The organism is Pseudomonadota bacterium (assembly GCA_034189865.1).
Taxonomy (GTDB): Bacteria; Pseudomonadota; Gammaproteobacteria; order UBA5335; family UBA5335; genus JAXHTV01.
In genome coordinates this window covers 38,336-64,254 of the sequence record JAXHTV010000003.1, presented here as the reverse complement: position 1 = coordinate 64,254, position 25,919 = coordinate 38,336, and the positions used below count along the sequence as shown (strand labels likewise).

Here is a 25,919-nt window from a genome sequence, read left to right as displayed (position 1 = left end):
GTTTTCTCGAAGTGCATTGGTTCCCGCTAATAGAACAACTACAAAATTATCGCCGCGAGGATTGGGTCAGTGACCTGACAGCGGGCGTGATTACCGCCGTCTTGCTGATCCCCCAGGGCATGGCCTATGCCATGTTGGCGGGTCTGCCTCCGCAGACGGGGCTTTACGCCAGTGTCGCTCCCCCCATTCTCTATGCGTTGCTGGGTACCAGCCGAACGCTGGCTGTGGGTCCGGTCTCGGTCGCCGCGATTATGGTGGCTAGTGTTCTCAGCGCGCCGGAATTCGCTGGAGGTGGTGATTACCTGACCAATGCCGTGGTTCTCGCCGCGGAATGCGGACTGATCCTGCTGGTCCTGGGCACGCTGCGTGCGGGGGTTTTGGTCAATTTTATCAGCCATCCCGTTTTGTCCGGATTCACCACCGGGGCCGCGGTGCTGATCATGGTCAGCCAGCTTCGGCACCTCACCGGTATTCAACTTGAGAGCGGACTGACGCCGGCGACAACCGTTTGGCAAAGCCTGACTTCGCTGTCATCCGTCAATCTCGCCACCGTGATGCTGGCGGCGTTGAGTTTGCTCGCTCTGTACGGAATGGGCAGGCCATTGACCCGTTACCTTGTGAAGCGTGAGTGGGCCCCTGCTTCAATCACGGCGATCAGCAAGTCAGCGCCGCTGATGGTCGTGGCGCTGGGAACGTTCACGGTTCTGTTGTTCGCCTTGAATGATCGATATGGCGTTGCCGTTGTGGGTGCCATTCCATCGGGCCTTCCCCAACCCAGCTTGGGCTTTCTATCGGCCGACACCTGGTTTGCGCTGTTGCCCTCGGCGGCGCTTATTGCGCTGATCGGCTACGTTGAGAGTGTCTCGGTCGCGAAGTTTTTGGCAAACCGTGAGCGTAACCGAATCGATCCAGATCGGGAGTTGGTCGCCTTGGGTGCTGCGAACTTAGGTTCTGCACTTTCGGGGACCATGCCCGTTGCGGGTGGGTTCAGCCGAACCATGGTCAACCATGCCGCCGGTGCGAAAACCCAAGTGGCGGCGTTGATCACGGCGGTATTGGTCGGATTGGCGGTGATGTTTCTCACACCCCTGTTTACCTACATGCCGCAGGCCGCTTTGGCGGCCATTATCGTGATCGCCGTGTCCTCACTCATCGACGTCGGGACGATCAAGCATGCCTGGCACTATGATCGGGCCGATGCCCTGGCGTTAATGGTCACCTTGGTGGGTGTTCTGGTGTTTGGCATTGAACACGGTTTGCTGCTGGGTATTGCGATTTCACTGGCGGCATTCCTGTGGCGTGCCGGGCATCCGCATATTGCCGTGGTGGGCCGCGTGCCGGGCACGGAGCACTATCGCAATATCAACCGGCACCAGGTGTGTACCTGGGACACGATCTTGTTGATGCGTGTCGACGAGAGTCTATATTTCGCGAATGCGGGCGTGGTCGAAGATGTGGTCATGGACGAGTTGCGTCAACGGCCAGACGTTGAACATGTCGTGCTGATTTGCAGCGCCGTCAATTTTATCGATGCCAGCGCCGAGGATATGCTCGAACGGTTGCGAGATTCACTGGCAGGCAACGGCATGACGCTGCACTTGGCGGAGGTCAAGGGGCCGGTGATGGACCGGCTGGAACGAATCGATTTTTATGCGCGGCTGAGGCCAGGTCAGGTTTTTCTCAGCACCGACCAGGCCGTACACGCGCTGGTGGCGTCGTCCCCTGATGTATCGCAACATGGGTCGAGTCAGGTATGAGGCGGGTCAATCCGGCAGAATTTTCCCCGGATTCATGATTCGATCGGGATCCAATGCTCGCTTGATCGCGTGCATCAGCGCCAGCGCAACAGGGTCTTTATAGCGAGCCATCTCCGCGATTTTGAGCTGTCCGATTCCGTGTTCAGCGGACACACTCCCCCCGAGTTCATGCACGATGTCATGCACGATCCGATTGTAGTCGGCCCAGGCTTGGATGAACGCTTGGCCGTCCATGTCCACCGGTTGGCTCAAATTGAAGTGGATATTGCCATCACCGACGTGACCGAACGGACAAACCCGAACGCGGGAATCGACGGCAGTCACAGCCGCCGTGGCGCGCTCGAGAAACGTGGGGACTTGGGACAGCGGCACGGAAACGTCGTGCTTGATGCTGGCGCCGACCTTTCGCTGAGCTTCCGGTATCGAATCGCGTAGCCGCCAGAAGTCGGCCCGTTGCGAATCACTGGTGGCCAGCACCGCATCGGCCAAATCACCGGCTTCCAGGGCATCGGCGAGTATATTTTCCACAATGGCTTCTAAACCACTGTCATCGCCGGAGGTACCCACTTCGATCAGCAGATACCAGCTGCTGGGCGTATCCAGCGGATCTCTCGTTTGCGGGATGGTCGAAAACACGAAGTCCAAGGCGCGTCGGCATATCAGTTCAAAACTGGTCACGGATTGACCTGTGGCGCGTTGGAGCGTCTCGAGTAGTCGCATCGCGGTTGCGGGAGCGGAGACCGCAGCGAACGCTGTCACACGCTGACGCAATGCCGGAAACAACTTCAGAACGGCGGCAGTGATGACGCCAAGGGTGCCCTCCGAGCCGATAAAAAGATGGCGCAGATCATAACCGGTGTTGTCCTTGCGGAGAGCACTCAGTCCGTTCCAAATCCGACCATCGGGTAGAACAACTTCCACTCCGAGTGTTAAATCTCGCATATTGCCGTAGCGCAGCACGTTGTGCCCGCCCGCATTGGTGGCTAGGTTGCCGCCGATCTGACAGCTTCCTTCCGCGGCGATGCTCAATGGAAACAGCCGGTTCGCTTGTTCGGCGGCCCTTTGTACCTCAGCCAACAAACAGCCGGCCTCTACCGTGATGGTGTCGTTGGCGGTATCGACGGCGCGAATCCGGTCCATCCGCCGGAGGTTGAGCAATATCTGCCGATCGGCCGCAACCGCGCCGCCGCAAAGACCTGTGTTACCGCCTTGCGGGACGATGCCGATCCCCGATTGGTGACAAATTTTCACCACGGCCGCGACTTCATCGGTATTGGCGGGACAGACCACTGCAGCCGCCTGACTCTCGAACAGTCCCCTGCGCTCTTCCAGGTAAGGTCGCATGGCGTCGGGCGAATCGAGCCAGCCTTTCGGCCCGACGGTTTTACGAAGCTTGGCCAAGGCAGCGTTCAATTCGGCCATGTTTGGTCAAGAAACCCGAATAACGATTTTCCCGAAGTGACGCCCTTGAGCCATATGCTCAAATGCCTCGCGGGTGTCTTCTAACGGGAACACGTTGTCCACCACCGGCTCGATACGGTGCTGGCTGATGGCGCGGTTCATGTCCTCAAACATGGAACGGCTGCCGACGAATACGCCGCGGAGCTGGATTCCTCTCATCAGCAATCGTCTGACATCGATCTCGGCCGCGGTGCCCGACAGTACGCCGATCACGCTTACCCGTCCGCCAATACCGGCAGCATCGACGGATTTCGATAAGGTCCCTGCACCGCCGACTTCCACCACGTGATCCACCCCCTCGCCGTTGGTCAGCTCGTAGACCTGTTTGGGCCAATCAGGCGTCGTTCGATAATTGATGGTTTGCCAGGCACCCAAACGCCGGGCCCGCTCGAGCTTGTCGTCTTGACTGGATGTGACCACCACGCGCGCCCCACTGGCTTGTGCCAGTTGCAACGCGAACAGTGACACCCCCCCCGTCCCGAGCACCAACACGCTGTCCCCCGCCTTGATCTGACCATGGGCCACGAGCGCATGCCACGCGGTGACCGCCGCGCAGGGCAGAGTCGCGGCTTGATCAAAAGTCAGATGGTCCGGTATGGACACCAAGCCATCTTCGTGAAAGTTCATCTGTTCAGCAAGGGTGCCGTCCAGCGGTCCCCCCAGGGTGAAACGGGCGACTTTACTATCGCCCGGACCGGCAAGCCATTTCTGGGCGAATATGCCCGCGACCCGATCGCCCTTACGGAAACGGCTGACGCCGTCGCCTACCGCGACCACTTCGCCTGCGCCGTCGGAGCATGGGATCAGCGGCAATTTTTGTCGGGGGTTATAAAGGCCCCGAACCATCATCAAATCCCGATAATTCAATGAGGCAGCATGGATGCGAACCGTCACCTCGCCCGGGCCGGGATCGGCCGGTTCACGCTCGCCAAGATTAAGATTCTCCAGACCGAAGGCATTGCCGATTTCAACCACTCTCATGCGTCAATCCTCCCGGGTCTACGTGATGTACCCCACGACGATGAAGACCATCGAGTTTTGGGGCCGTGTTGGTACATTCTCATTCTATTGGGTTCTAAAGTATGGGTGTCGCCAAGCGAGCTATGCCGTCGCGCAGCTTGACCGGCAGCGCGCGGTTATCGACCGTCTCCAGCGTGCACGGCGTGGCCGTGGCGATTCGCTCGACCACCAGTGAGTCCAGTTGGTGAGCCAACTCGCGGTCGTAGAACTCCACGTTATACTCAAAATTCAACCGCAGGCTTCGGGGGTCCCAGTTGGCGGATCCCACAAATCCCCAGGCCTCGTCGACCACCATCAGCTTGGTGTGATCGAACGGTTTGGGCGTCAGCCAAACGCGGCAGCCATGCTGGAGCACTTGCCATATTTGCCCCATCATTGCCCACTGAACATATGGCAAATTGTTTTTGCTCGGTAGGACGATATCAACCTTGACACCGCGCAAAGCCGCTAAGTTAAGTGCGGTAACCAGCGCCCGGTCCGGCAAAAAGTACGGCGTCATGATGCGGACCCGGCGTTTGGCCAGACTCAGTGCACCGTGTAGCGTCCACACCAGTTTTTCCAGGTCTTCGTCTGGGCCGTCGGGCACGCCACGAGCGAATATTCGCCCAATCGGACGCAGTTCGGGGAACCAATCTTCACCCTTTAATATTTCACCGTCTGAGAACGCCCAATCTTGGACGAAGACTTCCTGCAATTGACCGACGATGGGTCCCTCGAGCCGGAAGTGCAGATCCCGCGTGCTTCGCCGGCCGGCGTTTTGGAGGTGATGCACGCGGATGTTCATGCCGCCAGTGAAACCGATACGACCGTCCACAACTAAGAGTTTACGGTGATTTCTGAGGTTCAGTCCCACTAGGCGGTTGGGTTTGTGAGGTAAGAAGCGAGCAACGGGAATACCGGCCTTCTGTAGTACCCCGACGATGGAGGGCCAGCTGTATCGCTCCCCTGCAGCGTCGATCAGCACCCGGACTTCTACGCCCCGGTTCATCGCGGCAACCAAGGCTTTGACGAAACCCTGGCCGATGCGGTCGTTGCCGAAGATATAGGTTGAGAGGGTGATATTCTTCGTCGCCTGAGAGATTGCTTTGAGCATTTCTGGAAACGCTTCATCACCGTCGACCAATAAGGTAATGGCGTTACCGGGAAGTAGCGGGCTATTTGTGACTCGGTCGCCCAGATTCCGCAGTGCGAGCAAATGTTCATAACCACGTCCCAAGGCGAGCCTGAGCTCCCTGGGATCGGTATCTACTGTGCCGGCCAAGTGTTGCAAGCGTGGTCTGTTCAGGGCATAAGCGCGACGTCGTATGCGGTTAACCCCGAACAACAAATACAGTATGGCACCTAAAAAAGGCACGAGCCAAAGTACCGTAACCCACAGTAAAGCGGCACGAGGTTCTCGTTTGACTAGCACAATATGGGCCGACAGCAGCACCGCCAGCACGGTGATGAAAAGCGCAAATAGGCTGTACCAGAACTCCATTCAGCACCGGCCCTCGATAAAAATCAGGTTGAATTTTTGTTTCCGCGCCCGCCCAACCATCGCTCGATTTCGGCCACCATGGGCTTCATGAAAAATGATTCTGGCGGCATCGTATCGACTCGAACGCCGGCCGACTCGAGACAATTCGCCATCACCGGACCCACGGCAGCCACCTTCGTCTGACGAAGGCCGGTTGCCAGTTCGCTCGACAGACCGACGTTCTCCGCGACTTTGCAAAGTCGCCGATATTGCGGTTGGCTGGTAAAAAGAATCATATCGATACCGCCGGCGCTCAGCTCGCGGATGAGGTCAACTACTTTTTGCTCGTCGCTGGCTGGCGCATACACGTACGGTGCAACGGGTCGGGGTTTCGCACCAGCACCTTGCAAAAACGAGATCAGCCGCGTATTGGGATCTTCGCCGTACAGTTGCACGCCCACTTCGTGGTTTTCGAGCGTTTCTTGTCGCAGCGTTTCAATGACGCCTTCGGTGGTCGGTGTAATGGCCGCGACGCTGGGTGATAAACCCAATTCTTTCAAGGCACGCGCTGGTTTGGGTCCACGAGTGACCGTACGGGTTTGTCCGAGGGCCGTCAAAAAAGCGTTGGCAATATTCGCTCTTTCGGCAAACCCGACTAAGCGTCTTAAACCTTCACCGGTGAGCAAAATGAGTTCTTGCGGCGGTTGCTCCACGAATTCCCTCAGCCACCGCTCCACGCCAGCGCTATCGGGCGTATCCAAAATGGCTACCAGGGGGCAACGCCGCACATTCCCGCCTCGGCGTTCGATGAGTCCAGTGAGTACGTCGAGTTGTCGCGTTTCGGGCAACGCAAAGGTCAGACCTTCCAAAGGCTGTTTCACTGACGGTTTCCTCCAGTCACGTTTCACTCACCCGATACGCGTTCATCTTATCCAAAAGCGTTATATCCCGTCTGGGATCGGCCCAGGATCAGCGCATGAATGTCCGATGTGCCTTCGTAGGTGTTCACGGCCTCAAGGTTGAGCATGTGGCGAATGACATGGTACTCGTCCGAGATCCCATTGCCTCCATGCATGTCGCGCGCGTCGCGGGCGATGTTAAGGGCCTTGGCACAGGCGTTGCGTTTGATCAGTGAAATCATTTCCGGCGCTGCGCCATCGTCATCCATCAACCGACCGACCCGCAAAGCCGCCTGCAGACCCAATGCAATCTCCGTTTGCATGTCGGCCAGTTTTTTCTGAATCAATTGCTTGGCCGCGAGCGGCTCACCGAACTGATGGCGCTCCAGGGTGTAATCACGCGCCGCCAACCAGCAGGACTCAGCGGCACCCATGGCGCCCCAAGCGATGCCGTAGCGTGCCTTGTTCAAGCAAGAGAAAGGCGCACCGAATCCTTGAGCGTGGGGAAGTACCTGCTCGTGGGGTACGAACAGATTATCAAGGAATATCTGGCCGGTGGTGGATGAACGCAGCGCCATTTTTCCGGTGATTGCGGCGGTTCTAAGACCCGGCGAATCCCGCTCGACGAGAAAACCTCGAACCACCCCCTTGTCATCGCGCGCCCAGATCAATAAGAGATCCGCGACCGGTGCGTTGGTGATCCAGTTTTTGCTGCCCGTGAGGTGGTAACCCCCTGAAACCGGAACGGCCCGCGTTTTCATCGCTGTGGGATCCGAACCGTGATCGGGTTCGGTCAGCCCGAAACAACCGATGATCTGCCCCCTGGCCAAGGGAGGTAAATAATGTGATTTCTGAGAATCGCTGCCGTACCGGTCAATGGGGTACATGACCAGACTCGACTGGACGCTCATGAGGGAACGATATCCCGAATCGACGGTCTCTAAAGCGCGGGCGATGAGACCGTAAGCCACCGACCCCAAGCCGGCGCAGCCGTGGCCATGAATCGTGGCGCCGAGCAGCCCCACTTGCCCCATTTCACGAACCAGGTTTCGCTCGAAACGCTCATGACGGAAATCGTCGGTAATCCGCGGCGATAAGGTCTGTTCAGCCCATTTGGTGACCGAAGACCAAACACCGCGTTCCTCGGACGTCAGTTGATCGTGAAGCCGGAATGGATCCTGCCAACAAAAAGCGGATGGCGCGGGAGCGGGTTTCATGCCCGCTTAATATCCACGGTATAGCGTACTAGAAATAGTAGAGACTGAGGGTTTCGGCGGTGCAACACGGTTTCGATGCCCCCTCACGTTCTACGGTCAACTGGGTTACGGTGCGAATGGCGCCCGCAATTTCTCGTACGCCAACGAGTTTGACTCTGACGCGAATGCGACTCCCTGCGGGTACCGGGGCGCTGAACCGGAGTTTGTTGAGCCCGTAGTTTACGCCCATTTTGGCGCCCCGAATTTCGACGATTTGGTCGATTAAAGCGGGCGTCAAAGAGATTGTCAGGTAACCATGCGCGATGGTGCCACCGTAAGGCGATTCTTCAGCGGCCCGCTGGGGGTCAGTATGAATCCACTGGTGGTCTTCAGTCGCCTCGGCGAACAGATTAATACGCTTTTGTGTGACGTCTACCCAGTCGCTGACGCCCACTTCTTGACCGAGCAATGCTTTTAGATCATCCAAGCCATTGATGACTCGCTTGGCCATTTGTTCCTTCTCCCACTATCAACAATACGCCTCCTGCGGAGGTTCCCTTCCCCGCCAAGAAATTTCGACTCTGGTGTACAGACCCCGGAAATCGATTCATGTGCGGCGGCGCGATCGGCATACGCCAAGCAAAATAATTTAGTTTCTGACTTACCCTGTGGTTCTTGGTTGAAATGGGGCGAATGGTTTGAGCGGAAAACGATGACCTCTATCCAAACAGTACCTTAACCACTTGTTGAGCAACAGATTTAACTGCCACTTCCGCTGCAAATCAGACCCCTGGTCAGTTTTGAACGCTAGAAGCATCGGACAATGTTGATTTCGTCCGCAACTGAGCGCCTCCGCCTGGCGCGCATCATGATACACGCGAATCTCAAGATCAGGATCGGGCAAGTGTTTTGATCCTTGCGAGAAATAGTATGTCAGGCGATAGGTTGTGGTGTACCGGCAACGTTCCAAGATGGTGAGATGCAACGGTAAGTCGTTGGCGATGATAGAAACCGCCCCGGATCGATCATCCTCTCGTCCCGGGAACAGCTTGTAGGTTCGCGCATAGTTACTTTCGTACAGCGCCATCAATCCTTTTAGATTGGGCGTTGCACAGAGATCGTTCCGAGAGGCTGTGGTGAACATAACCATTGCGCGAAATATACCATAGCGTGTCCGCGGCAAGCCCTGAATGATTCCCGCTCGTGAGTCATCCAGGGTCTATTTTCTCGTTCGAGGGCGGTCGGGTTCGCCCACCAGTTCGCGAAAGCTTACCGAGGATCGGCGAGGTATTCTATCTTGCCCATGAACTGCTAGATTTAACCGGGTGTCCTGGGTCGGTCGACAGAATCCGGCAGGCATTCACTCTGCATGGGAACCCGCAGGAGGTTAGGAAATATGGGGCGTTATATCGATTTTGGTCGGGGTGTGTTGTTAGTCACCGGTCTGATTTTCGGCCTGTACGGTTTGTATTGCGTGTTCGACCCGGCTCTCGCTGCGGGGTTGTCCGGATTGGAGACCCCCTCAACAAGTGCCGTGATTGAACTTCAGGCCATGTACGGTGGCTTCCAGGCGGCTTTTGGGATTTTACTATTGGTGTGCTGTGTGTTTCCGGGGATGGTTCGATATGGCCTCTGGACCGCTGTTGCGATGGCCGGCGGCTTGGCGCTGGCCCGAGGTGTCGGCATCTCCATGCACGGGCTGGGCGGCGCCTATATTGTTCTTGCGTTCATCTACGAAGCGGGCACGGCTATTGCCGGGCTGGCCGCATTGATGTCCGGTGCCGCGTCGGCAACGCACTCGAGACCGGCCACGGTTTAGACTCCCGGATTGATATCGCTCACCGGGTGGATTGTTCGCCGATCAAAAGAAACGGCGTGGCACACCGGTTTCATGCAGGATGGTCGTTGCGATTTCCTCAATTGATTTTGACGTGGTATTGAGCCAGGGAATCGCTTCGGCGTCGAACAGCCGTTGTGCCGTTCGGAGCTCCCAGGCGCACTGTTCTTTGCTGGAATAGCGGCTGTTGGGGCGCCGCTCGGCGCGTATTTGCTCCAATCGTTCAGGGTCGATGCTCAGGCCATAGAGTTTGTTCCGAAAGGGACGTAAAGATTCGGGAAGAATCAATCCTTTCAGGTCACATTCCACCAGCGGATAATTGGCGGCCCGGATTCCATATTGCAGCGCCAGATACAAGCACGTCGGCGTTTTCCCGCTGCGGGAAACACCGACTAAAATCAAATCGGCCTGTCGCCAGTCGTCGGGTGAGTTTCCGTCGTCGCTATCGATAGCGAAGTTCATCGCTTCGATACGGGCATAGTAGTTACGGGTATTGGCGATTCCGTGAGCGCGACCCGCGCTGTGCGAGGACTTACGTCCAAGCTCTACCTCGAGTGGCCCGATGAATGTACCAAACAGATCCAACAACACCCCTTCGCTTTGCGCCAGTATGCTGGTGATCTCATCATCCACCAACGTGCAAAACAACAAAGGGCGAATGCCGTCTTCCGCATTTGCGCGATTGATGATTTCCACCGTCCGCATCGCCTTTTCGGCGGTCTTGATAAACGGAATGCTGATATATTTAAACTCGACACCATCAAACTGGGTTAATAGACTATTACCTAAGGTCTCGGCGGTGATTCCGGTTCGGTCTGACAAGTAAAAGACGGTACGTTTCGTTTCCATATGCTAAGGTTCTTGCATCTAGGGGGCAGACTGAATTTGAAGACGTATGACACGTGTTCACGGTTACGCGGCAACCGCATGGTTGTCAATCTTATGGCAAAGTCCGCGTTTTGTCGCCCGGGCGATGTCGGTGATTCGTCTGTTTTCTGTGATTCAGTCGATGCTCAATTCCTGCCGAAAAATTAAATCGCTTCGGTCTAAAATATTCCCATTTTGTCGAACAGACTCAAGCCAGCGTGGAGAGTGATCAGTGGACAACTATTTAGTTTGGTTCAAAGCGTTGGGCATGGGCGATGTTGAACGCGTCGGTGGAAAGAACGCATCTCTTGGAGAGATGATCAGCAATCTGAGTGCAGCCGGTGTCCACGTCCCCGATGGTTTCGCAACCACCGCTCATGCCTACCGAGAATTCCTACAACAAGACGGACTTGACAAGAAAATCAATGAAGCCTTGTCCAGTCTCGATGTGGACGATGTCGAAGCGCTGGCGCAAACCGGTGCCAAGATCCGCCAATGGATCATGGATGCGTCTTTCCCAGCGACGCTCGAGCAAGCCGTTAGCCAGTCTTACCAGAAGATGGCAGATGAGGCCGGCGGCGACTTCGCGCTGGCGGTGCGGTCCTCGGCTACCGCGGAAGATTTGCCCGACGCGTCTTTCGCCGGTCAGCAGGAGACGTTCCTCAACATCCATGGCCTGGAAAACGTTCTACACGCCGTTAAAGAGGTGTTTGCCTCTCTCTATAACGACCGCGCCATCTCTTACCGCGTGCACAAAGGCTTTGATCACAGCCACGTGGCATTATCGGCTGGTGTCCAGCGTATGGTGCGCAGCGATATCGGCGCATCAGGTGTGATGTTCACCTTGGATACCGAGTCGGGATTCGATGGTGTGGTTTTTATCACCGCCTCCTATGGTCTTGGCGAAACGGTGGTTCAGGGGGCGGTCAATCCGGACGAATTCTACGTCCACAAGCGCACCTTGGAAGCGGGTCGTCCCGCAGTGCTACGCCGCACACTGGGACACAAGGCCATCAAAATGATCTACGGCGACGAGGCACGGAGCGGACGCAGCGTCAGAACGGTGGATGTTTCCGAAGCGGAGCGTCACCAGTTTTGCCTCACGGATGCGGAAATCGAAGAACTCGCACGGCAGGCAGTCATTATTGAAAAGCACTACCAGCGCCCGATGGACATCGAGTGGGGTAAAGACGGTAACGATGGCAAGCTGTATATCTTGCAAGCGCGTCCCGAAACGGTCAAAAGCAACCCCTCTCATAAGACGCTCGAACGTTATGTTCTCAAAGAAAAAGCGGATCGCTTTTTGGCTTCCGGACGCGCCATCGGTCAACGCGTGGGAGCTGGAACCGTTCGTGTGCTCAACGACATCAGCGAAATGGCTCGTGTCCAACCAGGCGATGTGCTCGTTACCGACATGACTGACCCGGATTGGGAACCCATCATGAAACGCGCAGCAGCCATCGTCACCAACCGGGGTGGCCGGACCTGTCACGCGGCTATCATCGCGCGGGAACTGGGTATTCCGGCGGTCGTCGGCTGCGGTAACGCCACCGCTGCCATTCCGGACGGCACGCCGGTGACTGTCTCATGCGCCGAGGGCGAAACCGGGCACGTGTATCCGGGCATGTTGGACTTCGAAGTTCGCAAGGCCGAGCTCGATTCCATGCCTGAAGTGCCCGTCAAAATCATGATGAACGTGGGCAACCCCGATCGGGCATTCGATTTTGCCACCCTCCCCAACAACGGTGTGGGATTGGCACGCTTGGAATTCATTATCAACCGAATGATCGGCATCCACCCCAAGGCCCTATTGGAATTCGATCAGTTGGATTCCGAACTCAAAACTCAAATTGAAGAGCGGATTTCGGGCTATGGCGACCCTGTCGACTTTTATGTGACCAAGTTGACGGAAGGTATTTCGACCATCGCGGCGGCTTTTTGGCCGGAGCCCGTGATCGTTCGAATGTCGGACTTCAAATCCAATGAATACGCGAACCTCCTGGGCGGTCACGATTACGAGCCGGAAGAAGAAAACCCGATGATCGGCTTTCGGGGAACGTCGCGCTATATCGCAGACGCTTTCCGCCCCTGTTTTGAGTTGGAATGTCAGGCCTTGAAGAGAGTCCGGGATGATATGGGCCTGACCAACGTGCAAGTTATGATTCCTTTCTGCCGAACAGTTGGCGGTGCGGAGAAAGTCACCAAACTGTTGGTTGAGAATGGCTTGGAACGGGGCAAAAACGACCTGAAAGTCATCATGATGTGTGAATTGCCATCGAACGCGCTGTTGGCGGATGAGTTTTTGGAATACTTCGATGGATTCTCCATTGGCTCCAACGACTTGACTCAACTTACGCTGGGACTGGACCGGGATTCCGGGGTCATCGCGGATATGTTCGATGAGCGTAATCCCGCGGTCAAAAAGCTATTGGAGATGGCCATATCCGCCTGTCGTCGGGCCAACAAGTACGTAGGCATCTGTGGCCAAGGTCCATCGGACCACCCGGATCTTGCTAAATGGCTGTTGGATCAAGGCATCCAAAGTGTTTCCTTGAATCCGGATACCGTCATACCCACCTGGTTGTATCTCGCCGGTGAGAAAGCGGAAAGCTAACCGCGATATTCCGACGTATAAACAAAAACCCGACGCCAGATTCCGGCGTCGGGTTTTTTTATTGCGAACAATTAGTTGCCGCTTAAATTAAAACAATAATCTCTATGATCTTCACTGGTTTTCAGACGAGAACTAGCCCCGTTGTGCCAGCGGAAGAAATAGATGTTGTCGGTAGTAAATCAACTCTGAGATGGAATCCCGAATGTCATCCAGTGCCAAGTGCGAACTGCGCTTCTGAAACCCCTGTGTAACCTGCGGCGCCCAGCGACGCGCCAGTTCTTTGATGGTGCTGACGTCAATATGACGGTAGTGAAAATAGGCTTCCAGTTCCGGCATTTGTCGGTGAAGAAACCGTCGATCTTGGCAAATACTGTTTCCGCACATGGGCGAGATCATGGGGGGTACCCACAATTCGAGGAAGGATAAAGTCCGCCGCTCTGCTTCCCCGGCGTCGATATCACTGGTTCTGACGCGATCCAAGAGTCCCGACGCAGTGTGTTGCCGGGTATTCCACTCGTCCATCCCGGCCAGGATTTGTTCCGGTTGATGGATGGCCAGAACCGGGCCTTCGGCCAGAATATTCAGATCCTTGTCGGTCACGACGGTCGCAATCTCGATCACATGATCGCGATCGGTGTCCAACCCTGTCATTTCCAGGTCGATCCAGATGAGGTTTTCCTCACTACATGTTGGCATGTTGCCCCCCTAGGTTTACGCCGGATCTATTCTAGCAGTTGACCAACTTGCGCTTGATGATTTACTTGGCCTGGTATTAGCCTCTTCAAAACCAAGTCATTTGCTTCAATAAGTTGAAGAATTCAATAACATTTAATTCGTCTTTTGCTATCGTTGTCATCGTGCCCACCGCCGGATTCGATAAGCGACCATTCCCTAGACCTCAGGCGGCGAAATCCGGTACCTGCACTCCAGTGACTTTCATACACAGCCCCAAGTGTCCGTTGACTTCCGCGCTCGGTTGCTTCGGTTGCGAAATAGCGGTTCCAGGACTAAGAGCGGCCAGGCAGTACAATTGATTAATCGCTGAGGCGATATGAAGCATGCGAGCGGCGCTCTCGGCATCACAAAACAAGTGAGTAGACTGCAAAATGGAGAATACGTTCTGGACTGCGCTGGGAACCAGCCTGTCGGCCGCGCTCGTGACATCGCTCGGAATTTCCACCATTCGCCGATTTGCCAGCTGGGGACAACGCAATACCGTCTATTTTATGTGCTTTGCGGCGGGGGTTCTTATCTCTGCCTGTTTTCTACATATCATCCCTAAATCATTTGAAATGGCTCCCAATGCGCCGATCTGGCTATTGGTCGGCTTTTTAAGCCTTTACCTATTCAATCGATTTGTGACGGCGTTCGTTTGTGAGCGCGATACGGGCATGCGGGACTATGCAATCGGAATCGTACCGATGCTCGGCATTGGGTTTCACTCTTTTATTGATGGTTTCGTTTACTCGATCGCTTTTAGCGTCAGCATTTTCACCGGCTTTCTGGCCACATTGGGCATGGTGTTGCACGAATTCCCGGAGGGGATCATTACCTATCTTCTGCTGGTACGGAGTGGGTTTACTCAGCGAAACGCAACCCTGTGCGCTTTTTTAGCCGCCGCTGCGACCACGCCCCTGGGGACGTTGATCTCATATCCGATCATCAGTGAGATCGGGTATGAGACACTTGGCAGCTTGCTTTCGCTCTCCGCCGGCGCTTTGGTCTACGTCGGCGCAACACACCTACTACCGAGAGCAGAGCAAGAGCGCGGGCGATTCAGCCTGGTCGCCTTGGCTGGCGGGGTTTTGGTGGCCGTGATCATGACGCTGTCTGAACGGTGAGCGGCATCGGCTAAGGGATCATCGTCGCTTAGTCTCCGAGCAACGATGATGTTTTAAGCTGCGCCCCGCCGCGAAGATCGTGGCTGTCCTCGACGTGCACCGTCCCGTTTTCTGCTTGGCGAACCTCCCGGCCTGCCCGTTGACCGCTTCGCGCCGCGGGAATTCACTTCCCCGTGAGGTTTTCTCCCGCCGTTTTCAATCGGCTGCGGATTGGCGTTTGGGTCTGGTTCGAAACCGGGCATGATCTGCCGATCAAAACGGCGCCCGATCAAACGTTCAATACCCGCGAGCAATTTGTATTCGTCGACACAAACCAAGGATATGGCGTCTCCTTCGGAGCCCGCCCGTCCTGTGCGACCAATGCGGTGGACGTAATCCTCTGAAACGTTGGGTAACTCGAAGTTAACGACATGCGGAAGCTCACTGATATCCAATCCCCGAGCGGCGATGTCTGTCGCGACGAGCACCTGTAAGCGCCCCGATTTGAATGCCGATAAGGCCCGGGTCCTGGCGCTTTGGCTTTTATTGCCGTGGATCGCCATGGCGGGAATGCCTTCCTTATCCAGTTGATCCGCGAGCCGGTTGGCGCCGTGTTTGGTCCGTGTGAATACGAGAACCTGATACCAGTTATGATCGCGAATGAGTTTCGACAGCAGTGCCCGTTTCCGTGCGCGGTCGACCAGATAGACGTGCTGTGTAACCGTCTCCGCAGTGGCGTTTCGGCGGGCCACTTCGATCTGTGCGGGGGCGTTTAAAAGTCCCTCCGCGAGCGACTTGATCTCATCGGAAAACGTGGCGGAAAACAACAAGTTTTGCCGATCCGGTGGCAGGAGTTTGAGCACCTTGCGTATATCACGGATAAAGCCCATGTCGAGCATCCGATCGGCTTCGTCCAGCACAAATATTTCGATGTGACCCAGATCCAAAGTACCCCGCTGCACGTGATCGAGAAGTCGACCTGGGGTTGCCACAAGAATATCCACGCCACGACGCAAGCGATCGATCTGAGGCTGCATACCAACCCCGCCGAACATCACCATCGAGTGTAAGGGCAAATGCCGGCCATAATTGCGAATACTGTCTTCCACTTGCGCTGCGAGTTCACGCGTCGGGGTCAGAATCAGGGCCCTGATGAGACGTTTGCCGCCCTGTCGGGGGTGTTCCATCAGTCGATGCAGAATGGGTAGCGTGAAACCGGCTGTCTTTCCCGTTCCCGTTTGCGCGCCGGCCATGAGGTCTTTGCCGGTGAGGACAACAGGAATCGCTTGCTGCTGTACAGGCGTGGGATCGGTGTAGCCACATTCTGACACGGCACGGACAATATCGGCATGCAAGCCGAGTGAGATAAAAGACATGGATACTCCAGGGTGAGTTCGTTGCGTGGTGTCCGCGGGCGCCGAGCGTTGGGCCGCATTGGGAAGCATGGGTCAAAAACGAAAAACGGAAAGCACGGGGACTTGTAATATTTTCATACGACAGCTTAACACAACTCGCTCGCGTGTGCGTGTCCGACTTGAGAATTGATCAGGTGCCCTCATTGATCGTGACTTGAGTGAAGTGACAAGGATAATCGGGTATGACCGCTCGAAGACAGCGAGCGCTGCGAAGTTTGATCGATACCTCGGAGAGCGAAGCGTGGTTACGGGCACGAAAACGGGGCACCGAGCTTGGATATCAAACGCTAACCAGCGGATTCAGAAATGGTTTGATAAGCGGCCTTCACCATCGTCTCGCCGTAGTGGCGTTCCAGGCGACGCATCGTAAAGTGCGCGTGAGCCATCTTCTGGAAATGTTTGATAAACAGCCAATTGATTGCGGCACCACCTGCAGCGCCGACCACCGGTACCATTTGCGCCGCAACTTTTTCCGATACCGCGAACCCGAAGCGGGAAGATATGGAACCTATTAGCGCTGCAATGGCCGGAGCCCCTTCTTTTCCCATCCCGTGACGCGATATGTGAGTCGCTGCTCGCGACACCGAGGCAGCCAATGTAAGGCGTAATCCATAGTAACCCGCGTCGGCCGCGTCATCTTCCGGTGAATAGCCGCCCAATGCAAAGACTTCCAGGCAAGCCATCCGCGTTTCCAAGTCGGCCAGGTCCTCACCTTCACGTATGGCCACGTCGGCGATCGACCGCAGCATGATGCCGGTGGAAATGGGTAGTTCGGCCGCTAAACCGGCCAAGCCGAAAGATCCGCCGAGGGCGCCGGCCCCCATGCCTGCCCACAAATGGAACCGGTCTCCCGCTCGCCCCGGTCGTTTGCTGTTCAGGGTCGAGACGGCGGTATCCAGTGCACGCCGAATGCCGATCTGAGCCGCTGCGTAGATTTCTTTGTATGCCGTTTCGGGTAATAGACGAACCACATGCTCCAATGGCCAACCCAGAAGATTGGACGCCCGAATTGCAAAACCGGGGTTTTCCAAGCGCTGATGAGCCAATTTGAGGCTCTCATGATCCTCAGATGAGAAAGTTAAGGCCAAAGTCGAATTCATCATAAAGACGGTTCCGATAATCTCAACCTAAAGCGGTCTGCCGGTAAGTTCGAATCTATCAGATCAACAATCATTCGGCCAAGATTCGCCATCTCAGGCATGGTTCTTCTGGTGCGAGGATGGCACCACAACAGAGGGATGATCGGCCATCTGGACCGCAGGCTATGAGCATTTCCTAGGACCATGATGTATTCTTTTGTGCGGTGATGTGATTTCCCCGTGTGGTGGCGAGATCGGTATTGGCAGCTTGGCTTGGTGCTTCTGTTGCCATCGCCGCCAGTCGGGCGAGATGACAACAATGAAACGTGCGACTTTGGAGAACTATCGTGGCGGTGTTCGAAAAACTGACAAAGAGCGATGTCGTCAAGGGTGTCGCGATCGGATTGGGGGTGATTGCGGTGGCTCCTGTCGTCGTACCGGTGCTATCTAAACTCTCCCGCCCTTCGGCCCGCGCTGCCGCCCGATCCGGAAACGTGCTTTATGAAAAGGGCCTGGAAACCTTGGTGGAACTGCAGGAAGTCATGGAAGATTTCGTGGCAGAGGCCAAGGTCGAACTCGCAAAGCGAGAATCGGGGCTCGCCGAGGCAACGACCGTGACGACGGCTGACGCGGCGGAGTCTTCTGACAAGTGACCGTTGCATCGTCTCTTTTGGACGCCTGGGTCGTCCATCAGACGACCGGTCGCTTGCGTTTTCGTTTACCCGGCAAACGCAAGGATCGGGAGTTTTTCGTTCGTTTGGGCGAGTGGATTACCCAATTACCCGGCATTGTGGCCTATCGCGGAAATCCGGTTACCGCAACGGTGCTGCTGGTCCACCAGCAACCGTTTGGTTTTGAATACTTGCAGCGTGTCGCCTTGGAAGACGGTTGGTTCCGGCTCCATCCTACCGAAACATTTGAACCGTTCGGCGACGCCTTGCCGAGCAACCCCTTGGCGTTTGCTCAATCGCTGAGCCAGATGGTGGACTACAAACCTGCAGCGTTCACGATGCTTCTTTCTTTGAGCTCGGTTCAACTGGCGCGGGGCGAAGTGCTTCCGCCAGCCGCCACGCTGCTGTGGTATGCAATCGGACTATTGGATCAACCGAACCGGGTTAAACCCGACGCCACCGAGTCTGATCTGGTCTAAGTGCTCGCTGCCTTGAGCCGTTCTACTCGATCGGGTTGTTCCCATGGCAGATTAAGCTCGGGCCGCCCGAAGTGGCCGTAGATGGCAAGCTGTCGGAAAAACACCCCGCCACGTTCCGCAGATAGATCTTGTAAGCCCAAGTTTTGAATGATCGCGCCGGGACGAAAATCGAATTCGGCCTCCACCCATTTCGACAGCTGTTCATCGGAAACCACCCCTGACCCCAAGGTTTCGACCTGAACGCTCATCGGATTGACCGCGCCGATGCTGTAACTAACCGCCACTTCGCACTGACGGGCCAAGCCTGCGGCCACCACATTGAACGCCGCATGGCGTGCGGCGTAAGCACCCGCCCGGTCAATACGGAAAGGATCTTTACCGCTTAGCGCTGCACCGCTATGTCGGGAAAAATCGCCGTAGGTGTCGATGCCGTTTTTTCGGCCCGTGAGGCCGGCATGGATTTCCGGTCCGCCACCGATCACCGGCCCCGCGGGATTGACGTTGATAATGGTCTTATTGTCCGGCCGGATCGATTCCTCCCGAAAAACGGGGAGTATGACTTCCTCCATCAGCATGTCGCGCAACGTATCGCCGCTCAGTTTGGCTGCCTCTTTTTGGCTGGTTACCAACGTCAGACTGTGGATGCGCTGTGGGATGCCATCCTCAAATTGCACGCTCACCTGCGTTTGGCCATCCGGGGCCAAACCCGGCGCCCGGCCCTCCATCCGCGCCAGATCCATCGACCGCGCGAGACGATTGGCCAACCAGATCGGTAACGGGACCAAAGCGGGCGTTTGATTACAAGCAAAGCCAAATACGGTCACTTGATTACCGGCCACAAGACTGGCCGGATCCGGGGCCTCCACGCCGCTGGCGGGGAGTTCCTGCATGGATGTCATGATGGTGCAGTCCTGGGCGTTGAAGCCCCCACTGAGATATCCCGCATCCTCAATGACTGACCGGGCCACATTGGGCAAGTCGACTTGGGCTGCGGAGCGAAACCGTACCGCCAGAAACAGAATGCCACTCGCAACGGCGCATTCGGCGACAACCCGGGAATGACGATCTTCCGCCAGGTACTGGTCAACCACGGCATCGCTGATCTGATCGCAAAGCTTATCGGGGTGACCGCGGGTCACGGATTCGGAGGTGAAGATAAAACGACGTCTCATGTGAGCTGCTCCGAGGTCGGCGTAGTCGCTGAAGCCGAACCGATTCCGACCGGATGATCCATCGCGCGCCAGCGCTTCACGGATTCGTTGATCAACAGGGGACCGCCGGCACAGGCCGCGACGACGAAATAATCACCCAAGCTCCGCGGCGCGGTTCCCAAAAGACGGCGCAATCCCGGTACCCAGCCCGAGAGCACCTGTACTGCCAGGGTTCCACCCACTGCCCAGTCGAGGTAGGGATTACGCGGGCGATCACCGGGAACGAACAAGCCATAGTGTTCGGACCGGCAGCTGAGCGATTGCAACAATTGAGCGACGGTGATGGTATCGAATGCTTGGGTGCTGGCGCCTGCACCCGGGCCATAGCGCCGCAATCCATAGAGATAAGCACCTAAGGCACCCACGGTGATGAATGCTGACTGGCCAGCCGTTTCCAGCAGATCACTTCGGCGAATGATGGGCTCTTCCGGATCTCGGGGTGCTTGCAGCAACACGTCGGGCTCCGGTGATTCCATGGAGAGTGCCAAGGCGGGGAAAATATCCGTAAACAGATTGATCCAGAGCAGCTGCATCGGGTTGAGCGGTTGACCGATGCCCAGCGTGACCCCCGCCAACATGACCTCGATTTCACTGAAGTTAGTGGACAGCAAGAAACGGAGCGTTTTGCGAATATTTTGGTAAATGGTCCGCCCCTGTGCGACCGCGACCGTCATGGTCTCGAGATTGTCGTCCTCTAACACGACATCCGCCACCGACCGCGCCACATCCGTTCCGTTCGCACCCATCGCCACGCCCACATCAGCCGCCTTCAGGGCGGGACCGTCATTGATGCCGTCACCAGTCATGGCGACGATTTGCCCTGCATCTTGCAGTGCTTGCACAATCCGAAGCTTATGGGCCGGACTCACCCGAGCGAAGACGTCGGTTTTTTTCACCAAACCGGCGAGGACATCCGGATCCAAGCGATCGAGGTTGGAGGAATCCAAAATCTGCACCGGACGATCATCGGCGATGTGCACCTGACGTCCGATCGCATAAGCGGTCGCGCTTTGATCACCGGTGATCATCACCGTGCGAATGCCCGCACCGTGAAACACGTCCATCAGTTCCGCCATACCCGGCCGCAGTGGATCGGCCATACCGACCATACCGAGCCATACCAGATCTTTCGGACTTGAAGGCGGATCTTCATTCGATGGCGCCTCGCCCCATGCCAACCCTAAAACGCGCAGCCCGTCACCCGCCAGCGTCTCATTGCCAGCGACGATCGCGGCCCGGCGTTCATCGTCCAGTGGGATGAGCTCACCGCCACGGGCGGCATGCGAGCACATATCCAGAACTTCCGCCGGGCGGCCTTTCAGCGCAATCCAACGTGGTCCTTCGTCCGAGTCGTGAACGGTCACCATGTAGGGGCGCCCCTCGGAACGGTATTGAGACTGGATCCTCGGATGACGCCGCTGCAACGCGGCCACATCCACTCCAGAATCCAGTGCCAACTGTACCAAGGCGTTTTCTGTCGGTGAGCCATGCAGCTTCGGCCCGTCTGGCGAATCTTGTAAGTCGGTATCACTGCACAGCACGCCGACCGTCAGAAGGCGGTCAAGGGCCCAGGATTGTTGGCGCGAGTAACGTCCGCGACCGTCGGTGAGCGCGTCGTCCTCACGGCTTAGGGTCTTATCGGTCAGGTGCACCGCACAAACTGTCATGCGGTTCAAAGTCAGCGTGCCCGTTTTATCGAGACAAAACACCTGCACCGCACCCAAGGTTTCCACCGCATTGATGTGGCGTATGGCCACTTGTTCGGCGCGCATTTTGCGGATGCCCAGCGCTAAGCTGGTGGTCGCCACGGCCGTCAAACCTTCCGGAATGGCCGCGACTGCCAATGAGATGGACATTTTCAACATGTCCAACAAGCCGTAGCCCCGCATCAGCCCGATGGCGAACACGCCGCCGCATACTGCTGCGCTCATGAAGCCTAATTGAGAGCCCATGACATCGAGTTGGCGTTGCATGGGCGTTTCCGGCGCATGGGCACGTCCCACCATGGCCTGTATTTTTCCAAGCTCCGTAACCGCGCCGGTCGCCGCCACCACGCCCGTACCGCTCCCACCGGTGACCATCGTGCCCATATATGCCATGTTGGCGCGTTCAGCCAAGGCGGTATCCAACGGTAAAGCGGTAATCGATTTGAAAGTGGGCACACTCTCCCCGGTCAGGGGCGATTCGTCCACCACAAGCCGTTCTGAGGAAACCAGTCGCAAATCGGCCGGAACGTGATCGCCTGGCCCCAATTCGACGACATCACCCGAGACCAGGTCTTCAACCGGAACCGAGCGTCGACGGCCCTCACGGCGCACGCGAGCGTTTTTCGGCGCAACTTCCTTCAAAGCGTTGATGGTCTTTTCGGCCTGTTGTTCCGTGAAATAGCCGATCCCGCCATTGATGGCCACAACGCCGAGAATCACGGCCGCATCTAAACGGCCGCCGGTGGCCAGAGATATCACCGCTGAAGCCGCCAACATTCCAACGGGTAGCGAGGTGAATTGCTCGGCTAACATAGACACGGACGATCGCGCTTTGGCCTCACCCAAACGGTTAGGTCCGTACCGCGCCAATCGATTGGCCGCTTCCGAGTCACTCAAACCCATCTGCTCGTCGGTCCCGAGACGTACCACCACCTGATCCAGCGGCCAGGCGTACCATTGACTGGGCGATGGATCCGGGGAATCGGTATCGCTCCCCATTGGCATGATGCTTTGGGTCTGGGAACGGGGCCGATCTTCGGTCGTGTTCTCCGGCGCCATCGACGCCGCCGGTAAATCGGTGGTCGGACCATCTAGCCCCGCAAAGCGTGCGACCATATGAGTGACTTCACTCCAACCCAGACCGGGATCGAATTCCACCAGGATATTGCCAGTTCGGGTGCGCACCTGCACCCGATGGATTTGTGGGTGCGCGGCGAGCTTGTTTTCCAGGGTTGTCTTCAGCGCCGCATTTGCCAACAGACCCCGCACGCGAAGGCGCACACGACCCGGTACAGTAGCGGACAGCGTCACCACGCCGGGATGGTCCGGCCGGAACTCGTCGTGAGTCGGAGCGTTCGATTCACTGCCCGTGCTAGCCAACTCGGACTCTTTACGAACGTTCGTTTCCTTGCAGGCGGGCCTGGAAGATCGTGCCGACATTAAGCTGGGTTAACCCTCGTCCGTTCCTAAGGTGGGCTGAATGAAATCGCTGATGCGTGCGCCGCCAATCAAGCGCTGCGGGCGGACGGGCAAGGCGAGCCTCAGCCAAGGCTAATTTTTCAGCATACACCGTCCGGGTTGCAATGTGACGACAGCAACGGGCATCGTCACGCGACCATTCGATCGGCTGTCACCACGAGCGGACATTATCCGAACTCCCCTTCGACCATCGGTGGGGTCGTCGCGTCTTTCTTCTCGGGAAGGTCGGTCATGGTCGCTTCGGTGAGAAGTAACAGGCTCGCGACCGAAACAGCGTTTTCCAGCGCGGTGCGTACAACCTTGGTCGGGTCCAAAATCCCCCGTTGAACCATATCGACAAACTCATTCGTGGCCGCGTCATACCCCACGTTGCCTTCGCTTTCCAGCATACGTTGCACGACAACACCACCGTCTACGGAAGAATTTTCTGCTATTTGGCGCGCCGGCGATTGGACCGCCCGTTTTAGAATCTGCAATCCTGTGCGTTCGTCACCAGACGTTTTGGCCTCTTCGGCTTCGATGGCCTTTACGGTTCGGATTAACGCCAAACCACCGCCGGGCACAATGCCTTCGGCCACCGCCGCTTTGGTGGCGCTGATCGCATCATCCAGCGCCTCTTTGCGGGATTTCATTTCCGCTTCCGACGGTGCCCCGACTCGAATCACCGCCACCCCACCGGACAGTTTCGCCAAGCGCTCTTCGAGCTTTTCCCGGTCGTAGTCGCTGGTGACTTCTTTGGTCTGGGCGCGAATCTGATTCATGCGCGCTTCGATGGCGCTGTGTTCACCGCGGCCGCCGATGAGGGTCGTGTCTTCTCTCGTGACCACGATACGGTCCGCGCGGCCTAACTGATCCAAGGTCGCGGTTTTCAGGTCCAGACCGATATCCTCCGAGATCACCTGTCCCCCGGTCAGGACCGCCATATCCTGGAGCATGTCTTTGCGCCGATCCCCGAAGCCGGGTGCCTTGACCGCGGCGCAGTGCAGGACACCGCGCAACTGATTGACGATGAGCGTTGCCAGGGCTTCGCCTTCGATGGTATCAGCGACAAACAACACCGGCCGTCCGGTCTTGGCGATTTGCTCCAGGAGTGGAATCACATCCTGCAAGATGATGATCTTGCGATCGGTGAGGAATACGTAGGCATCTTCGAGTATCGCTTCCATTTTCTCCGGCTGGGTGACGAAATACGGAGAGAGATAACCGCGATCGAACTGCATACCTTCCACCACTTGTAACGTGGTTTCCGTCGTTTTCGATTCTTCGACGGAAATCACTCCCTCGTCTCCAACCTTCTCCATCGCGTCGGCGACCAATTCACCGATGACAGGATCATTGTGAGCGGAAACCGTGGCGACCTGGGATTTTTCAGTTCGCGACTTCACGGTTTGAGAGATTGCCCGAAGCGCTTCATTGGCAACATACAGTCCGCGTTCCATACCCCGCTTGATGTCGATGGCGCTGGCCCCGGCGACCACGTTTCTTACCCCTTCGGCAAACAGCGCATGGGCAATAACCGTGGCCGTACTGGTTCCATCGCCCACCGCTTCACCGGTGTGCACCGCGGCTTGACGCAGCACTTGGGCCCCCAGATTCTCTTCCGGATCGGCCAAGCTGAATTCTTTGGCAATGGTGACGCCGTCATTGCAGACGATGGGGTCACCCCAGGGTTGTTGGATGAGCACCGATTTGGATTTGGGTCCGAGCGTCACCCTAACCGCGTCGGCCAACTGACTGGCCCCCTTGAGGATTTTTTGTCTGGCCTCCGACCGGAACGTGACTTTCTTATGTGCCATATCGCTGCTCCTTGTTTCATATCGTCGAGACGATAGAGAAACTGCGCTTTGCCTTATTTGGGCGTCACCCCGCACAATAATCGGGCGCAGGGTCAGAAAGCTTATTGACCTACGTCAAGGCGTGCCATCCATGGACGAGGGGAGTTGAGGATGTATCAAGCTCAAGATCACGCGGCACTGGTATTTGCGCCCAAGGCCGAAACCGCGTTGGGCCACGCCATCGCCCGGCATCTGAACCAGCCGCTGGCGAACCTGGAAGAGCGGGACTTCGAAGATGGAGAGCACAAGACCCGACCACTAGAAAACGTGCGTGACCGGGACGTCTACGTTGTTCATTCGCTCTATGCAGATAAACACCAAACGGTGAATGACAAACTCGTGCGTTTGCTGTTTTTTCTCGGGGCGCTTCGGGACGCTGGTGCCGGCCGCATCACGGCGGTGGTTCCGTACTTGTGCTACGCCCGCAAAGACCGAAAAACCAAGACCCGCGATCCGATCACGACCCGTTACCTCGCGCAGCTGTTTGAGGCCGTCGGTTGTGACCGAGTGGCCGTGATGGACGTGCACAACATCGCGGCGTTTCAGAATGCTTTTCGTTGTCCTACCGAGCACCTGTTGGCGGCCGGCCTTTTCGTTCGATATTTTGCCGACCTGCCGGCGATCAAAGCACCGGTTGTCGTCTCCCCCGACGCGGGCGGAATGAAACGTGCACGGGCTTTTCGCGACCGATTGGAAGCCGAGCTGGGAATCCCGGTGCCACTGGCATTCATGGAGAAAGAGCGCAGTGGTGGTCAGTTGTCCGGTGGGTTGGTCGTGGGCGAAATACACCATCGACAAGCGATCATTCTGGACGATCTAATCAGCACCGGTGGCACGTTACGTTTGGCAGCGCAAGCGCTGCGCGAACAGGGGGCCGAAAAAGTCTTTGCCGCAGCGACTCATGGCCTGTTCATGTCGGCAGCCAACACCCAATTGGCCGGAGGCGAGCTGGACGGCATCGTGGTTACGAATACCGTGAGACCCAGCAAGTTAGAGAATCCGGTGGTGATGGCCAAGATCGAAACCTTGGACGTCGCCCCCCTCTTGGCGGATGCCATCGCGCGCATGCACAGCGGCGGTTCGCTGGTGGAACTGATGGCGCAATCCCGATGAT

General features: G+C 56.9%; 20 protein-coding genes. 7 read left to right on the top strand and 13 right to left on the bottom strand.

The annotated features are described in order from the left end of the window. Window positions 1-11 precede the first annotated feature (11 nt). Complete coding sequence (gene sulP, locus SVU69_02290; protein MDY6941828.1) at window positions 12-1,757, top strand: sulfate permease; 1,746 nt, start codon at window positions 12-14, stop codon at window positions 1,755-1,757. 6 nt (window positions 1,758-1,763) lie between these two features. Here sulP and SVU69_02285 read toward each other — a convergent pair whose 3' ends face one another. The 6 genes from SVU69_02285 to SVU69_02260 all read right to left on the bottom strand — a co-directional run bounded on the left by SVU69_02285 (window position 1,764) and on the right by SVU69_02260 (window position 8,303). After that, on the bottom strand, window positions 1,764-3,179 hold the full coding sequence (locus SVU69_02285) for an FAD-binding oxidoreductase (protein MDY6941827.1): 1,416 nt from the start codon (window positions 3,177-3,179) through the stop codon (window positions 1,764-1,766). A 6-nt stretch (window positions 3,180-3,185) separates the two neighbouring features. Beyond that, window positions 3,186-4,199: an NAD(P)-dependent alcohol dehydrogenase gene (locus SVU69_02280; GenBank protein ID MDY6941826.1), complete on the bottom strand. Its 1,014-nt coding sequence runs from the start codon at window positions 4,197-4,199 to the stop codon at window positions 3,186-3,188. A 94-nt stretch (window positions 4,200-4,293) separates the two neighbouring features. Continuing rightward, window positions 4,294-5,718, bottom strand: coding sequence for a cardiolipin synthase (cls, locus tag SVU69_02275; protein MDY6941825.1), 1,425 nt, complete (start codon window positions 5,716-5,718; stop codon window positions 4,294-4,296). 23 nt (window positions 5,719-5,741) lie between these two features. Further along, the gene (locus SVU69_02270; protein MDY6941824.1) at window positions 5,742-6,578 is read right to left on the bottom strand and encodes a uroporphyrinogen-III synthase; all 837 of its coding nucleotides are present in this window, start codon (window positions 6,576-6,578) and stop codon (window positions 5,742-5,744) included. Between the two features lie 47 nt (window positions 6,579-6,625). Further along, window positions 6,626-7,813, bottom strand: a complete 1,188-nt coding sequence (locus SVU69_02265; protein ID MDY6941823.1) for an acyl-CoA dehydrogenase — start codon at window positions 7,811-7,813, stop codon at window positions 6,626-6,628. Between the two features lie 28 nt (window positions 7,814-7,841). After that, window positions 7,842-8,303 carry a MaoC family dehydratase gene (locus tag SVU69_02260; protein ID MDY6941822.1) on the bottom strand — a complete coding sequence of 154 codons (462 nt, stop codon included), beginning with the start codon at window positions 8,301-8,303 and terminating at the stop codon, window positions 7,842-7,844. An 885-nt stretch (window positions 8,304-9,188) separates the two neighbouring features. On the opposite strand from SVU69_02260, the gene SVU69_02255 reads away from it, so the two are divergent. Further along, complete coding sequence (locus tag SVU69_02255; GenBank protein ID MDY6941821.1) at window positions 9,189-9,611, top strand: DUF4345 family protein; 423 nt, start codon at window positions 9,189-9,191, stop codon at window positions 9,609-9,611. 42 nt (window positions 9,612-9,653) lie between these two features. Here SVU69_02255 and SVU69_02250 read toward each other — a convergent pair whose 3' ends face one another. Next, the gene (locus SVU69_02250) at window positions 9,654-10,478 is read right to left on the bottom strand and encodes a pyruvate, water dikinase regulatory protein (GenBank protein ID MDY6941820.1); all 825 of its coding nucleotides are present in this window, start codon (window positions 10,476-10,478) and stop codon (window positions 9,654-9,656) included. Between the two features lie 250 nt (window positions 10,479-10,728). Between SVU69_02250 and ppsA the strand changes: the two genes are divergently transcribed. Beyond that, on the top strand, window positions 10,729-13,110 hold the full coding sequence (gene ppsA / locus SVU69_02245) for a phosphoenolpyruvate synthase (GenBank protein MDY6941819.1): 2,382 nt from the start codon (window positions 10,729-10,731) through the stop codon (window positions 13,108-13,110). Window positions 13,111-13,242: 132 nt separating this feature from the next. Here ppsA and orn read toward each other — a convergent pair whose 3' ends face one another. Then, window positions 13,243-13,806, bottom strand: a complete 564-nt coding sequence (orn, locus tag SVU69_02240; protein ID MDY6941818.1) for an oligoribonuclease — start codon at window positions 13,804-13,806, stop codon at window positions 13,243-13,245. Between the two features lie 410 nt (window positions 13,807-14,216). Between orn and SVU69_02235 the strand changes: the two genes are divergently transcribed. After that, window positions 14,217-14,951, top strand: coding sequence for a ZIP family metal transporter (locus tag SVU69_02235; protein ID MDY6941817.1), 735 nt, complete (start codon window positions 14,217-14,219; stop codon window positions 14,949-14,951). Window positions 14,952-15,004: 53 nt separating this feature from the next. Here SVU69_02235 and SVU69_02230 read toward each other — a convergent pair whose 3' ends face one another. Then, complete coding sequence (locus tag SVU69_02230) at window positions 15,005-16,306, bottom strand: DEAD/DEAH box helicase (GenBank protein ID MDY6941816.1); 1,302 nt, start codon at window positions 16,304-16,306, stop codon at window positions 15,005-15,007. Between the two features lie 326 nt (window positions 16,307-16,632). Beyond that, window positions 16,633-17,448 (bottom strand): EcsC family protein, encoded by an 816-nt coding sequence (locus SVU69_02225; GenBank protein MDY6941815.1) that lies wholly within the window; start codon window positions 17,446-17,448, stop codon window positions 16,633-16,635. Window positions 17,449-17,771: 323 nt separating this feature from the next. Here SVU69_02225 and SVU69_02220 point away from each other — a divergent pair, with 323 nt between their 5' ends. After that, window positions 17,772-18,077, top strand: a complete 306-nt coding sequence (locus SVU69_02220) for a DUF5132 domain-containing protein (protein ID MDY6941814.1) — start codon at window positions 17,772-17,774, stop codon at window positions 18,075-18,077. Continuing rightward, the gene (locus tag SVU69_02215) at window positions 18,074-18,574 is read left to right on the top strand and encodes a hypothetical protein (GenBank protein ID MDY6941813.1); all 501 of its coding nucleotides are present in this window, start codon (window positions 18,074-18,076) and stop codon (window positions 18,572-18,574) included. The genes SVU69_02220 and SVU69_02215 overlap by 4 nt, the downstream gene beginning before the upstream one ends. Here SVU69_02215 and metK read toward each other — a convergent pair. From metK to groL, 3 genes are all read right to left on the bottom strand, one after another. After that, window positions 18,571-19,746 carry a methionine adenosyltransferase gene (gene metK / locus SVU69_02210; protein MDY6941812.1) on the bottom strand — a complete coding sequence of 392 codons (1,176 nt, stop codon included), beginning with the start codon at window positions 19,744-19,746 and terminating at the stop codon, window positions 18,571-18,573. The two genes, SVU69_02215 and metK, sit on opposite strands and share 4 nt — an antisense overlap. Beyond that, a complete protein-coding gene (locus tag SVU69_02205) occupies window positions 19,743-22,871 on the bottom strand; it encodes an HAD-IC family P-type ATPase (GenBank protein MDY6941811.1) in 3,129 nt (1,042 codons plus the stop codon). Before SVU69_02205 ends, metK begins: the two co-directional genes overlap by 4 nt. A 266-nt stretch (window positions 22,872-23,137) precedes the next feature. Further along, window positions 23,138-24,766 carry a chaperonin GroEL gene (groL, locus tag SVU69_02200; GenBank protein ID MDY6941810.1) on the bottom strand — a complete coding sequence of 543 codons (1,629 nt, stop codon included), beginning with the start codon at window positions 24,764-24,766 and terminating at the stop codon, window positions 23,138-23,140. Window positions 24,767-24,916: 150 nt separating this feature from the next. On the opposite strand from groL, the gene SVU69_02195 reads away from it, so the two are divergent. Next, the gene (locus tag SVU69_02195; GenBank protein MDY6941809.1) at window positions 24,917-25,918 is read left to right on the top strand and encodes a ribose-phosphate pyrophosphokinase; all 1,002 of its coding nucleotides are present in this window, start codon (window positions 24,917-24,919) and stop codon (window positions 25,916-25,918) included. The last annotated feature ends 1 nt before the right edge of the window (window position 25,919 follow it).